General features: G+C 34.2%; 15 protein-coding genes. 8 read left to right on the top strand and 7 right to left on the bottom strand.

Annotated features, from left to right (window positions below; genetic code table 11):
• The first annotated feature begins 60 nt into the window (after positions 1–60).
• From AB4Y30_RS05995 to AB4Y30_RS05980, 4 genes are all read left to right on the top strand, one after another.
• Complete coding sequence (locus tag AB4Y30_RS05995) at positions 61–795, top strand: alpha/beta hydrolase (RefSeq protein ID WP_368654583.1); 735 nt, start codon at positions 61–63, stop codon at positions 793–795.
• A 79-nt stretch (positions 796–874) separates the two neighbouring features.
• The gene (locus AB4Y30_RS05990; RefSeq protein ID WP_368654582.1) at positions 875–1,312 is read left to right on the top strand and encodes a GNAT family N-acetyltransferase; all 438 of its coding nucleotides are present in this window, start codon (positions 875–877) and stop codon (positions 1,310–1,312) included.
• Between the two features lie 9 nt (positions 1,313–1,321).
• The gene (locus tag AB4Y30_RS05985; RefSeq protein ID WP_368654581.1) at positions 1,322–1,771 is read left to right on the top strand and encodes a hypothetical protein; all 450 of its coding nucleotides are present in this window, start codon (positions 1,322–1,324) and stop codon (positions 1,769–1,771) included.
• Between the two features lie 162 nt (positions 1,772–1,933).
• Entirely contained in the window at positions 1,934–2,647 is a 714-nt protein-coding gene (locus tag AB4Y30_RS05980) for a DUF421 domain-containing protein (protein WP_368654580.1), read from the top strand.
• A 5-nt stretch (positions 2,648–2,652) separates the two neighbouring features.
• Here the strand turns inward: AB4Y30_RS05980 and AB4Y30_RS05975 are convergent, their stop codons facing one another.
• On the bottom strand, positions 2,653–2,916 hold the full coding sequence (locus tag AB4Y30_RS05975; protein WP_368654579.1) for a hypothetical protein: 264 nt from the start codon (positions 2,914–2,916) through the stop codon (positions 2,653–2,655).
• Between the two features lie 206 nt (positions 2,917–3,122).
• Between AB4Y30_RS05975 and AB4Y30_RS05970 the strand changes: the two genes are divergently transcribed.
• Positions 3,123–3,578, top strand: coding sequence for a CotY/CotZ family spore coat protein (locus AB4Y30_RS05970; RefSeq protein WP_368654578.1), 456 nt, complete (start codon positions 3,123–3,125; stop codon positions 3,576–3,578).
• 71 nt (positions 3,579–3,649) lie between these two features.
• On the opposite strand, the gene AB4Y30_RS05965 is transcribed toward AB4Y30_RS05970, so the two are convergent.
• The 5 genes from AB4Y30_RS05965 to AB4Y30_RS05945 all read right to left on the bottom strand — a co-directional run bounded on the left by AB4Y30_RS05965 (position 3,650) and on the right by AB4Y30_RS05945 (position 7,965).
• Complete coding sequence (locus AB4Y30_RS05965) at positions 3,650–4,033, bottom strand: CotO family spore coat protein (protein WP_368654577.1); 384 nt, start codon at positions 4,031–4,033, stop codon at positions 3,650–3,652.
• A 130-nt stretch (positions 4,034–4,163) separates the two neighbouring features.
• Complete coding sequence (gene mgtE, locus AB4Y30_RS05960; protein WP_368654576.1) at positions 4,164–5,522, bottom strand: magnesium transporter; 1,359 nt, start codon at positions 5,520–5,522, stop codon at positions 4,164–4,166.
• Between the two features lie 86 nt (positions 5,523–5,608).
• Entirely contained in the window at positions 5,609–6,484 is an 876-nt protein-coding gene (locus tag AB4Y30_RS05955; RefSeq protein ID WP_368654575.1) for an RluA family pseudouridine synthase, read from the bottom strand.
• Between the two features lie 21 nt (positions 6,485–6,505).
• Positions 6,506–7,309, bottom strand: a complete 804-nt coding sequence (locus tag AB4Y30_RS05950) for an NAD kinase (protein WP_368654574.1) — start codon at positions 7,307–7,309, stop codon at positions 6,506–6,508.
• A gap of 26 nt (positions 7,310–7,335) precedes the next feature.
• A complete protein-coding gene (locus AB4Y30_RS05945) occupies positions 7,336–7,965 on the bottom strand; it encodes a GTP pyrophosphokinase family protein (RefSeq protein ID WP_368654573.1) in 630 nt (209 codons plus the stop codon).
• 218 nt (positions 7,966–8,183) lie between these two features.
• Between AB4Y30_RS05945 and AB4Y30_RS05940 the strand changes: the two genes are divergently transcribed.
• The 3 genes from AB4Y30_RS05940 to AB4Y30_RS05930 all read left to right on the top strand — a co-directional run bounded on the left by AB4Y30_RS05940 (position 8,184) and on the right by AB4Y30_RS05930 (position 10,252).
• Positions 8,184–8,786, top strand: a complete 603-nt coding sequence (locus AB4Y30_RS05940) for a CYTH domain-containing protein (RefSeq protein WP_368654572.1) — start codon at positions 8,184–8,186, stop codon at positions 8,784–8,786.
• A gap of 198 nt (positions 8,787–8,984) precedes the next feature.
• Positions 8,985–9,371 (top strand): globin, encoded by a 387-nt coding sequence (locus AB4Y30_RS05935; protein WP_368654571.1) that lies wholly within the window; start codon positions 8,985–8,987, stop codon positions 9,369–9,371.
• Positions 9,372–9,385: 14 nt separating this feature from the next.
• A complete protein-coding gene (locus AB4Y30_RS05930; RefSeq protein WP_368654570.1) occupies positions 9,386–10,252 on the top strand; it encodes a DsbA family protein in 867 nt (288 codons plus the stop codon).
• Positions 10,253–11,055: 803 nt separating this feature from the next.
• On the opposite strand, the gene AB4Y30_RS05925 is transcribed toward AB4Y30_RS05930, so the two are convergent.
• Complete coding sequence (locus AB4Y30_RS05925; protein ID WP_368654569.1) at positions 11,056–14,097, bottom strand: ATP-binding protein; 3,042 nt, start codon at positions 14,095–14,097, stop codon at positions 11,056–11,058.
• Positions 14,098–14,260 lie beyond the last annotated feature (163 nt).

The following is a 14,260-nucleotide window of genomic DNA, read 5'->3' as shown; positions in this document are numbered from 1 at the left end:
TGAAGTGTTATAAGTGCGTGTTCAACCTCTATAATCAAATAATACTATGATAGCAAGTAGGTGCTTTTATTGAAAAGAAAAGGAACAATGTATACAAAAGAGATTGATAGCCAGTTTATTCAGGAGAAAAAAGAATTAAAAATATATGAACCAGAAACACTCTCTTCTGCTGATCCTTATACAATCTGTATTATGCAAGATGGAAATGATTATTTTCAACTCGGTCGTGTTGCAACTATTAGCGATCGTCTTCATGAAAGTGGCGAGCTTATAAATACGATTTTCGTCGGAATTCATTATCTAGATAAAGAAGATCGTAAACGTAAATACCATCCAAATGGTGATCAATATGATGCTTATGTGCAATTTCTAACAGATGAAGTTATTCCATTTTTAGATGAATTACTTCCATATAATCCAAATGAGTCTATTCATGCATTAATGGGGGATTCCTTAGCGGGAACAATTGCTTTAATGGCTGGGATTTCTCATCCTGACCTTTTTACTCATGTAATTATGCAGTCTCCTTACATCGATGAGGAAGTGATGAATCGTGTAAGCTACAGCGCCAATGATCTAACAAATGTATATCATTCTATCGGTCTACAAGAAACTGCTGTTGAAACTTCCTTTAATCGTTCGGTTGACTTTGTAGCTCCAAACCGTGAACTTGAAGAAGTTTTAGCAAGTAAGACAGACGAATATACGTATGAAGAAATAGCTGAAGGAAATCATACATGGAAATACTGGCAAAAGGAATTACCAGATGTTATTAAACTAATGTTTTCTATATAATTTAACTAATACTGTAGAGATACCCCTCTCTACAGCCTAACATTTCACTACTATTTTATACAGAAAGTAAGGGATGAAAATGAAAATTGTAATTGTAAAATCTGAAGCTGAATTAAAAGATGCTTATCAAATTCGTGGAACCGTATTTATCGAAGAGCAAAAAGTAGATCCAGAAATCGAGCATGATGAATTTGATGAAACAGCAATTCATTTTGTAGGGTATGCAGATGATAAGGCTGTTGCTGCTGGAAGATTACGTTGGGTAGATGGATACGGAAAGCTAGAGCGGCTTTGTGTTCTAAAGGAATATCGTGGAAAGTCGTATGGTCAGCAAATGATTTTAGCTATGGAAGAAGTTATTGCAGAACATAGTTATCAAAAAGCTAAGCTAAATGCTCAATCACATGCAGAACAGTTTTATGTGAAGCTAGGTTATGAGACTGTTTCTGATGAGTTTTATGATGCGGGAATCCCACATGTAACGATGACCAAAAAATTACCTTCATCAGTTAAATGAGGGAGAATGATGAGACTACCTAGAGGTATAACTGGATTTCATAAAGCTGGAGAACCTGCGCTTCCTGAAGTAGATAAAAAATTATTTAAACAGCTGTGCTATAACATTATTTTAAAAACTGGTGGACTTGTTACCCAGTGGACTGAAGCAGAATATCCGAATAATTATCATCTTGCTCAAATTACAACTCTACATAATCATAAAGATTTTTTAATTCTTCTGCATCAGCATTTTCCTTTTATTGCTTTTGCATCAGAGATACAACATGGTGAAGCTATTTTTATTGATGTATTAGAGTGGAAAAAATATCTCTCTCCATACTATCAAGTACTTGATGCAGAGACGTTAAACCAACCTTTTGACGAAGAACAATCTTCATTAAGCTCTGATGAAATAGCAGAAATTCGTTATTGGAGACCAGCAATTATTGGACATATTATCTTTAATCAATGGGGTTAATACTATAGGGCTGAAAAAAACTGTCATCACAGTTTTTTCGGTCTTATTTTTTTAGCAACTTTAATTAAAATAGAAAAAAGTGGTTTCTGCATGATATTTCATATTCTGGATACGCTATAAGTTATGAGCGGGATTGTATATGAAATGGGAGGTCAATACATCATGTTAGGCTTGTTTTTTGAAATGTTGTTTGGAATTATTGCCTTATTTGCGGTTACACGTTTTTTAGGTAAAAGGCAATTATCTCAGCTTACTGCATTTGATTTTATTGCAGCAGTATTACTTGGTGAATTAGTAGGTAATGCTTTATTTGATCCAGATGCTGGAATATTGGATATCGCATATGTTGTTATTTTGTTTGGGCTTATTTTGTATGTCATTGAACTAATTACTCAAAAGTTTAAAGGCTCTCGTTATATTTTAGAAGGTAAACCATCCTTTATCATTGATAAAGGTCTCATTAATTATGACGAAATGAAAAAAAATAAAATTGATGTTGGTGAGCTTCAACATATGCTACGAAATAAAGATGTTTTTGCTGTTCAAGATGTAGAATATGCTATTTTAGAAACAAATGGACAATTGTCTGTACTAACAAAAGCTCCGTTACAACTACCTACAAAATCAGATTTAGAAATTCCAGCTGCAGATGTTCATGTAGCTATAACCATTATTTCTGATGGTGAAATTATAGAAGACAACATTGCCGAATTAAATATGACTGAACAATGGGTGAAAGCAGAATTACAACGTCAACAATACAAGTCCATCACAGAAGTTTTTTATGCGGAATGGCTAGAAGGTAAAGGTCTATTCATCCTACCTTATACAAATATTAAAACAAAAGAATATAATAAAAAAGTAAAACCTAAATAATTTATTTATACACGTTTATGAAAAAGATGACCTCCCCACTCATCTGCTACTGGTTTTTGTTGATTATCTGAATATCTGTGAAGATTTTTTCTCTTATCTCTGCGATTAAATCTTTGGTATTTACGTTTCTCTTCTTCTAACAATTGATTAAATGGCGTTGGAGTTACCTTAGCTGCTTTTTCTATGTGATAATTTTTTTCTTTTCCCATGATTGATCGAACATGATAATCCCTATATCTATTCAATGTAATTGGTAATAAATATCCCATTTAATATCCCTCCACATTGCTATTTTCATACATCCTCTAAATAAAATTCTTCTTTATTATATTTTCCGAAAAATGAATCAATTAAACCTTTTATTTGATTTTATTTAAGATTTATATTTAAATTTTTGCCCACACGAACAGTTTCCTAAAACATATTCTAATACAGACTAGAGTAGTCAATCATCACAAGAAAGGGGAAATTGTTTATGGGTTGTGGGAAAGAATTCCATACTGGAAATTGTGTATGTGATACATTAAAAGAGATTGCACGAGCACAAACAGATATCGTTGAAAACTGCTGTGATACGAGCTGTGAACGTTCAATTCGTGATTTACTTGGTGAAAACGAGGAAAGAAATGGATTAGATACAGTACCTGTAATTTTATATTGTAAAGGTACCTGTAAGCCATTTAAAGGATTCGGTGCGCGTTCTAATCAGATCGGTAACGTAGTAGGCAGCTTTTATTTCCGCGTGAAAAGTGTAGATAAAAATTGCTGTGCCGTTCTAGAATTATTAAGAGATCCACAAGATGATGATCGTAATCCTAATGATCCTACAGATCAGAAAACACGTCATTTAAGAGCAACTGGTATCTGTATTACTGTTGATGCGAATTGTTTCTGTCACATTACATGTTTACCAGCAATTTCTGCAATGTAAATGCAACTTAAAAAAGAAAAGAGGGTTTTTCTCTCTTTTCTTTTTTTGCATTTTAAAAGGATTCATCCTCCTTAAAAGCCAATAATTTGAATGTCAGTAATTTTATCAATATCTAACTTCCATTCATTTCCACTGGACGAAAGAATTAACTCATTTTCAAGAACCTCATCAACCTCTCCGCGGTAATTCCTTTCTTTCGTAAGCACATGATAATACATTTTCGGTGCATTATCTGGCAAGGATTGAATATAATTAATTTTTTCCTTAACAGGTAGATCCTTAAATTTAGTATTTGATGTATTTTCCTTTTTTATATTCTCTTCTTGCTTATCTTTCCCTCTTCGCTCACTTCTTCTATTGGATACATAATTATATTGCATTTGTACTTCCGGATTTATATGTTGTGCTTGATGAATAAAAAGCAATGGTGCATTTGCGTATCTTTCTTTATCCATCTACTCTTCCTCCTTTATTCAACTATTCATCTTAATATATGATAATGGGCATTCATCCGTGTACTCATACTTATTTTTCATAAGGAAAGCCCGCACCAATTAAGTGTGCGGACTTTCTCCTACTATTTCTTCATATTAAATATTTCATAAATGCTGTTGCGAAGCCAAAATAAATTAAAATTGAAATAATATCATTAATTGTAGTAATAAACGGACCAGATGCTACAGCTGGATCAATTTTAAGTCGATCCATAATGATTGGAATAATGGAGCCTGATAATGTTGCCACAATTAAAGTAGTTAAAATGGCAAAACCAACAAGAATACCTAAAAAGATTTCTCCCTTCCAAACAAAAATGATGATTGCAATTAAGAGTCCGCAAACTGAACCAGTAATCAAACCAGTGGTTGCTTCTCGCAAAAGTAATTTCAACTTACCTTGTTGACCAAAATCACCTGTTGCTAGTCCTCTTACAGCAACTGCCAATGATTGTGTTCCTGTATTACCAGCCATTCCTGCAATAAGTGGAATAAATATTGCTAGTAAAGCAACCTGTTCTAATGTTTCTTCAAATTGACCGATAAGACTTGCCGTCAACATTCCTAGGAATAATAAAATAATTAACCAGGGCAAACGTTTTTTCGCCGCTACAATAGCACTATCATCAGGTTTTTGAACATCAGAAATCGCTGCTAATTTTGAATAGTCATCGCTAGCTTCCTCATCCATAACGTCCAAAATATCATCTACCGTAATAATCCCTAATAAATGATTTTGAAAATCGACTACAGGTAATGCAAGGAAATCATAATCTCGCATCATCCGCGCTACTTCTTCTTGGTCAGCACCAACAGAAACAGAAATAAGGTTATCATCCATAATCTCTTCCATTAATGTTTCCTCATTAGCAACTATCAATTCTCTTAAGGATAATACGCCAACCAATCTTTTATTAGCGTCTTCAACATACATGTAATAGATAGTCTCTGCATCTGGAGCAATTTCTTTAATTCGTGCCATCGCCTGCTTGGCTGTTTGTGACTTTATTAAAGAAACAAACTCTGTAGTCATGATACTACCAGCAGTTTTCTCCTCATAATGTAGAAGCTGCTTAATTTCATCTGCAGCTTGCTCATCCATAATGGTTAAAAAGCTGACAACTACTTCCTTATCTAATTCATTTAAAATGTCTACCGCATCATCTGCTGGCATTTCTGCTAATACGCTGGCGGCAAATGGTGTATCCATTTCCATAATAAAAGTTTTTGTATCTTCATGGTCAATATCTTCCATAAACAAGGCAACTTCTTCTGCTGATAAATGTGCATAAATCAATTGACGACTTTCTTCATCTTGTTTGATAAAAAATTGCGCTTGAATATATGGGTGTTCATCTAAAAACAACTGGCGAAATTGATCCATATGTTTATTAGTTAATGCTAATTGGATTTTTTTAATGTCTTTTTCATTGTCTGTATGCTTGTCCATGTATTTCACCTTCTCTGCTTTTTACATTTTCTTAGTATATGCTCCTTATATTAAATGATATTTATTACTTATATCCTATTCAGTGTTCACATAAACAATTTTTCTATATCTTCTGGATTGGAAGAACGAAAATGCATTATCTTTTTTGAAATGGGATGTTCAAAAGAAATTTCGCTACAATGCAAGGCTTGACGAGCTATATCTATACGTGTTCCGCCATATAAATCATCACCTGCAAGTGGATGTCCAATATAGGAAAAATGTACCCGTATTTGATGTGTTCTTCCTGTTTCTAATTTAATTTCAACCAGTGAATAACTGCCCATTTCTTGTTTTACTTGATAATGACTGATTGCCGTTTTCCCTTCTTCTGTCACTAAACGTTTTATAATTGATCTAGTATCTCGTCCAATTGGTGCATTGATTGTTCCTTGTTTTGGCAAAAGCTTGCCTTCAACACCAGCAAAATATTTTCGCATCACATTGCCTTCTTTCAGCGCTTTTGCTAGTAAGGAATGGCTATATTGATGCTTAGCAATCAGAACAATACCAGATGTATCACGATCTAACCTTGTTACAATATGCACAGTAAAAGGTAAATGTTTTTTATCATAATAGGCGAGAATTCCATTTGCTAATGTTCCTGAGCGATGAACAGATGATGGTAGTGTTGCCATGCCAGCAGGTTTATCTATAATCATTAAATCATCGTCTTCATAAATCATTGTTAGTGGAATTGGTTCAGGTTGTAATACACTTCCGCGTTCCTCTGGTGGAAACTGGATGAATAAACGGTCCCCTACACATAATGTATAGCGGACCGTTTGTGGTTCATTATTAATCCAGATATTACCAGGTGTTGAGGTTAATCCTTTAATGATCCTTCTTGAAAAATGCAACTCTTTCTGCAAATAATCCCTTAACATCATGCCATCATATGCTGCTTCAATTATTCTTCTCATCATATCCCTACTTCATACAGATTACTTATCACTTGCTGATACGAATGATTCCTTCACTCGATTCCAGAAAGTTAATGGACGATATCTAGCGAAACGAATTTTCTCTTTCGCTACCCGACATTGGATAGAGATTACATCCTGATATGTATCGGTTGAATGATCTCTCGCAATTAAAAAGCTACTATTAATACCTGGCTTTAATACACAAGTATGGTGTTTTGGTAAAATTAAGGGAGAACCAATTGTTCGGAAAACACGATTATTAATAGATGCCATTTCTGTTACCTGTATTGCATCAAGGGATGGATGGATAATTGCCCCACCCAAAGCTTTATTATATGCAGTACTACCAGTTGGTGTCGAAATACAAAGCCCGTCCCCACGGAAGGTTTCAAAATGCTCTCCATTGATATCAATATCGAATACAACCGATCCTTCTGCCGTTTTAATAGTTGCTTCATTTAATGCTAATACCCGCTCTCCTTCTTCATTGCCACGTTGACAAATAATAACTTCCAATAATGGATATTCTACAATTTGATATGGTGTTTTCGCAATTTCGATCACAAGCTTTTCTAATTCATCTGGAGTCCAATCCGCATAAAACCCAAGATGTCCTGTATGAATTCCGATAAATGCTGTTTCAGATAATCGATGAACATAACGGTGAAAAGCTTCTAGAAAAGTTCCGTCACCACCAACAGAAATAACAAGCTCAGGTTCTTTTTCATCATATATTAAAGAAAAACCTTCTAAATACGCAATAATTGATTCTGTAAGGTTTTGAGAACGTTCATCACCTCTTGATACAATGGAAAACTTCATCGTAATATTCCCTCCTTCATTCATATTTAGTATAACCCCTCTTCCCTTTCAGAGCGATTAAACATTTGTTGTGCTTCTAGTATTTCATTTTTAATCATTGACATTTCCTCATCTAATTTAAAAGCGGCTTCTGCTGCACGTTTCAATTTAGATTTGATTTCAAGCGGAATTGCTCCCTTATATTTATAATTAAGCGAATGCTCATTGACTGCCCAAAAATTCATCGCTAATGTACGAATTTGAATCTCTACCTGTACTAATTTCACCCCATGAATCGTTTCAACTGGATAATTAATGATAATATGATAAGAGCGATATCCACTTTCTTTATTTTTTTGAATATAATCCTTTTCCTCAATAACAGTGAAATCATGACGAGCACAAATTAAATTTACTACTGTATAGATATCATCCACAAAATGACATACAATACGTATTCCACCAATATCTTGTAATTCTTCTTCTACTTGATTAAGCGGGACATTCTTCATCTTCGCTTTTTCTAAGATGCTTCGTATCGGTTTCACTCTTCCTATTACAGATTCAATTGGTGAATGCTGTGATTCATTTTCAAACTGAATACGCATCCCATTTAATTTGGTTTTCAACTCTTCCACAGCTTGCGCATATGGTGCAAGAAATTTTTCCCAATTCATCATGCTCACCACCTATATGACATTCCATCTTCATTCAAGAAAATTTGATTTACTAAAGAATCATCATTAGCTTAATATTCTCTCCTCCTTTCATCATACCATAATCAATGGTTTTCTTTTGCAAATGTAGTTTCATTTTCGGATAATAATACTCACTAGCCATGTTCATTACGCTGAACATAAATATAAAAAATATATCATTGAAATGGTGGGCAGAAATGAGCCAAGAAATAGAGATTGAATATAAAAATTTACTAACTAAAGAAGAATTTATACGATTACTACATGAATATCCTTTTCCAGAAAAACCCGAATCACAGACAAATTATTATTTTGATACAGAGAATTTCGAACTTGCTACACATCGATATGCATTACGAATTCGTAGTAAAAACAATCAATTTCAATTAACATTAAAGCAGCCACACCCAGATGGCATTTTAGAAACACATGATAGATTGACAGAGGAAGATTTTGAAGCATGGATGCAAGGAGAACCCTCTAGTGCACAGCATGTGGAAAAGCAAATCAATAAAATTGGTATTTCATTAAAAGACATGATTTTCTTTGGAAGTTTAACAACCACTCGTTATGAAACAACTGATCAGGAGGTAACCCTTGTTCTTGATCATAGCATTTATAATGGCAAAGAAGATTACGAATTGGAGCTAGAAGCGCCAAATCAACAAGTCGGCTCAAAAAAATTCCAGCAAATCCTTACTACACATGGAATTATCACACGAGATACACCTACAAAGATTGAACGCTTTTTTAAAACATTACCTCAAGAGACACAAGTAAAATTAAAACCTAAAGCATAAAGTATGTCTTATAATTTCTATGTAGAAGCATATCTTTTTAAGAAGGTATCAGAACGGAATTTCTCTTAATTTTCTTTCGTCTTTCTTTTCATTTACATCTATTAAATCCTGACAAAATAGAAATTGGAAATCACATCATTTGCCCTATGACTTCTGCATTGCTAAAATATAATCAACCCTTTGGAGAAGGAGTAATCCATGACGATGAAACCTGGAACAATATTTGATGCGATTGGTGGAATAGAACCAATTGAAAGAATTATAGATGGTCTATATAAAAGAATTGGAAAAAATCCCGATTTATTAGAAATTTTTCCAGAAGACTTAGAAGAATCAGCTCGAAAACAACGATTGTTTTTTATCCAATTTTTTGGTGGGCCAGCTCTTTATTCAGAGGAGCGTGGGCATCCGATGCTTCGCCGTCGTCATATGGAGTTTGAAATAACACCTAAACGTAAAGAAGCATGGCTATCCTGCTTACACGGCGCTTTAGAAGAAGCTGAAATAGCAGAGCCATATAAAACCGCTATTTTTGAACGTTTAACAATGGTAGGGCAACATATGGTAAATACTGAAGAACAATAGAAAGGAGAATCGATGTGAGTTGGACACATGCTAAACCATTAAATAACTTTCAGCATACAAACACATCGCCGCAAAAATATTCGAACCCTGTTCATAAACCAATCGAAATTTATGTTTTTATTGATCCCTTTTGTTCAGAGTGTTGGTCTTTACAACCTTATCTATTGAAGCTATATCTTGAATATGGACATTTATTTACATTTCGCACCATTTTAAGCTGCCATTTAAAAGTACTCAACGAAAGCCATATAGAACAAAATCATAAATCTAGTTATCCTACTAATATGTATTCATGGATTCCATTAGCTATTAAAGCTGCGGAGCTTCAAGGAAAAAATGCAGGGAAGAACTTTTTACGTCAATTACAAGAATACTATTTTCTAAGAAAGATGGATGTCATTGATAAACAATTGATCATCCAATGTGCCGAAGATGCAAATTTAGATGTACAGGAATTCAAAAATGATATCTGCTCTGCAACAACAAGTAAAGCATTACAATGTGATTTAGCAATTATAAAAGAAATGGAAGTTCAATCAACACCAACCTTTGTTTTCTTTAACCAAGCAGCAGTAGATGAGCAAGGTATTAAAGTTTCTGGTATTTATAGTTATGATATTTATGTTTCTATTTTAGAAGAGATGATGCATACAGATATAGATCCTGTAGAAAAACCTAGTCTCGAAGATTTCCTAGCTCATTATAAAATAGCTGGAACCAAAGAACTATCAATTATTTATGATTGGTCTATAGCAGACACATTACGTCAATTAAAGAAGCTACAAATGATGCAAAAAGTGAAATGCATTCCTGACTGTTATGATGATGTTTGGAAATATATTAAAGAAGAACGAAAAACGCAGAGTGCCCTTACAGACTAAAAACGCGACGTCGTTTCGCAACGTTAGGGGAATACGGATTAAGTACGCCACTTCCTGTGGCAACATCCGCACTAGTACATCTTGTACGTCGTAGCACATCCTATGCGTCGTAAAAACATAGAGATTGGAGTGGCCAACCGAGATAAAGGAAACATGCCCCTTTAGGGGTCCGACGTTAGGCTTTAGCCTGGTTTTAGTCGGGCTTCCTTATAAAACAAAGTCGAAGTTGACTTATTGTAGGGTGCTCGCGTTAGCTCTTAGTTTTTGGCGCTCGGAGCCAGACAGCGCTATCTCTGAATAAGCATTAATTTGCGTAAATTTTATATACTTTCTTACTCTATAAAAAACTGAAATATCAGTTGAAAGTTTTAACATTATTAGAATAAGCAAGTGAGTTCCCTCTTAGATGTATTCTTAGTTTACTTATACTCTAAAGGGAACTCACTTGCTTATTTTCTATATAAACATAAAACTGAGATAATCTTAATTTTATTATCTTTACGTAATTTTACTGAACGTTATAATTTATGCGCCCATCAGTAATTATATTTGGCATTAGCTATAGCCTGATGAAGCGTTGTTTTGCATTGTCTCTCTGGTGGCATCTCTAAGCTCTGCAATCCCTTAGATCAATACTTTTATTCATCTTTATTTGTATTGTTGCCTGAGATTTCTAGAAAATTTCATGTCTTCAAAGTATACTTTACAGCCATGTAATCTTGCTCTGTCAGATCACATGATCATTTCTTTAACAAATACAAAATTCTATACAAGTGGAGTTAGAGGTATAACATTTCAAATATTCATTTCTTTGGTAGCTGAAATTGAATTGTAGTGCCTTTACCATCTTCACTTGTGATAGATAATCCTTCACCAGCATACTGCTGTAGTCTTTTTTCTGTATTCCATAATCCAATACCAAATTTATCGACTCGAACTTTAGTACGCAACATCTCTTTTACTTCTTCCGGGATTCCCACTCCATCATCCTTCACTCTAATTTCATAGTTAACTCCACAATCCTCCGCCTCGATAGTAATATTACCACCTTCTTGACGGTTTAAGATTCCATGCTGTACCGCATTTTCTACTAAAGTTTGAAGCAACAAAGGTGGGATAAGCACAGAGGTGCTATCCACGTTGATAAATTTATGAACATGGATCCTATCTCCAAAACGTGTCTGTTCAATCGCCAAATAAGCATCTACTAAATTTAGCTCCTTATCTAACGAAACAAGATGATCTGCATTCTGAAAATCAAAACTCGTTTGTAGATAATAGGCAAAATGTCCAAATAACTCCCGCATCTTGTCTTGATCGAACTCTATTAAACTGAAAATCGCATTAATCGTATTAAATATAAAATGTGGATTAATTTGAGCTCGCATCCATGCTGCTTCCATGTGCAACCGCTCAGTGACAGCAACTTTCAAATCAGTGAGCACACGTACCCTTGCTCGCAATTCTAAGGGTTCAATTGGCTTCACTACATAATCATTTGCTCCTGCTAAAAAGCCAGTCTCTAAATCCTCGGTTCTGGCCCTTGCTGTGAGTAACAAAACAGGTAATTCAGATAAATTATAATGTTTTCTTATTTCTCGTGTCAGCTCAAAACCTGACATCATAGGCATCATTACATCACTTATCACTAAATCAAATTGTTGTTTATTTAGATACGCTAGTGCTTCTGCTCCGCTATCAGCAAAAGTAATCTCATATCGATTTCTATCTAATATTTTGGATATCACAGTCTGATTGATTCGTTCATCATCCACAACTAGTATGCTAAACTGTTGTTCAGGCGATTTCTGTATAGGATTTGTCTGTTCCCGTACATTCTTTCCTTTTGATTCAATTCGATTGGTATTCTTAGGTGTTAATGCACTATTCTTACATAATGCAAGTGTAAAGCGAAATGTACTCCCTTTTCCTAATTTCGACTCTACATGGATCGTACCACCTTGTAGTTCGATAAGCTCTTTAGTAATAACCAGACCTAATCCTTTTCCTTCTTGGTAGGATTTCTTTTCATCCATTATTTGCTCATATGGATGAAAAATTTTTTCAAAATCGACATTATCAATACCCTTTCCTGTATCAATAACTTCAATTACTGCCATATCACCTGCCACTTTTGCTTGTATCGTAATCGTACCCTCTTCTGTAAATTTAAGTGCATTATGCACTAGGTTTAATAATATTTGATTTAGGCGATTTTCATCAGCAACTATCGGCGGAAATGATGGACTTACTTGATTAAGAACTTGTACTGGCTTTCCTTCTATTACATGTGCCAACATATCTAACACAACTTTGACCTGCCCATGAAGGTATACAACTTTTTTATTTAGTCGTAAATTATGCTCTCTTATTTGAGACAAGTCAATCAAGTCATTGATCAACATCGACATTCTTTTTCCAACTTGAATAAGCAACATCAAATCCTGGCGATCTTTGTTTATGATTTTATTCTCCCGATTATCTAATACATATTGTGCAATATGTATCATACTATGCAATGGATTCCTCATTTCATGCGAGGTATTCGCAAGAAAATCATCTCTGCTCTTATTGAATTGATGCAGTTTTTTGTTTTTTTCTTCAATATCCTTTACATGATGCAAAAACATACCAACCCAAAAACATGTAAAAAGAAATAAAGCAATTAGTAGGTCTAGAGGGTAGAAATAAAGTACCAGATCCATTCGATGCTTTAAAAATGCCCATATCACATTATTAAATACAGCAATTCCCGCCAATATTAAAAGAAAAGCGTCCGGCACCGGCAAACCTTCTTTATTCGCTTTAATAACCTGGATAACAACTAAAAGCACATTAAGTATACCTATAATACCAAGCAGCCATTGATATGCAAAAATAATAGAAATTGGCGCTATTAAGACAAACAAACTATATGCCATAATTAGAATAAATACACTTCGATCGAGTATTTTTGGCGTATTGTATGCTAAGAAATGCTGTCTAAACTTAAATAACGAAATCATTATCAAAACATGTAAGCAAAAATTTAATTTAACACGAACAATCTCTCCCATTGGTTGCGGCAACAAAACAGCTCCCTCTGGATCAAAGTATACCATTAGAGCAAGACTGGTCATTAACAGCCCAAAATAAAACATTAGCTTAGGTCTATATTTCATACAAAACAAAAAAATAGCTATACTAGCGAACAAAAGTGTAAAAATAATCACGATTATTTTTGCCAGCATATTCACATGTAATATACTATAAATATCGCTTGCGGTACCAAATAGTAATGGTTGCGCACTATAATTAATTGGACTATTAAGATGACTAACTTGTATAAGAATATCAAGTTTTGATGATTCCGCTTGAAAAATTACCTCATAAGGGAGTGTTTTTAATGAAAAGTCTTCCACCTGGGTTGCTGGATTACCAGATTCCCCCACCAACTTTCCATCAATGTATATTTTATGTGCCGAAGGGAGTCTGGGCATATAAAAAGCTAAAGGCTGATGAACAAGTGCTTCATCAAGTGTTGCCTGCAAACGAAATGTACCATAGGAATATTCTTGATTCTGTGAATAGGTAAACCAACCATCTGGAAACTGAATAGACAAATTTTCTTGAGGAGCACCAGCATGGTTTATTTCCTCAGGAGTGATTAATTGGTCAGGGTAAAATTCCCAATCCTCACTCAGTCTTATAATTTCCAATTCTCCTGTTTTCTGTTTCATTAAATGGATCTGTCCATCTTGAATAGAACTAATCTTTTCCACATCAAAAAAAGCTAGCCATATCAAACGAAAGCTAGTAAGTAAAATAATAAATAGTAGTGTAAATAATATTTTTTTTCGAATCATAGCCCTCTCCTTTTTTTGCTACTCTGTTTCATAGCAAAAAAGTGGAACTTACCTAGAGATCAACATTTCTTTCTATATCATTGATTCATCAGCTAATGTCGAACTTAATGTAGAAAAATTTTTCTTACTAAGCTCTATCCTGTTCCATCTCTGCTAGCCAAGA

This window comes from Ornithinibacillus sp. 4-3 (genome assembly GCF_040958695.1).
Classification (GTDB): Bacteria; Bacillota; Bacilli; order Bacillales; family Amphibacillaceae; genus CALAMD01.
The sequence above is the reverse complement of the archived record's forward strand: the minus strand, read 5'-3'. Positions and strand labels throughout refer to the sequence as shown.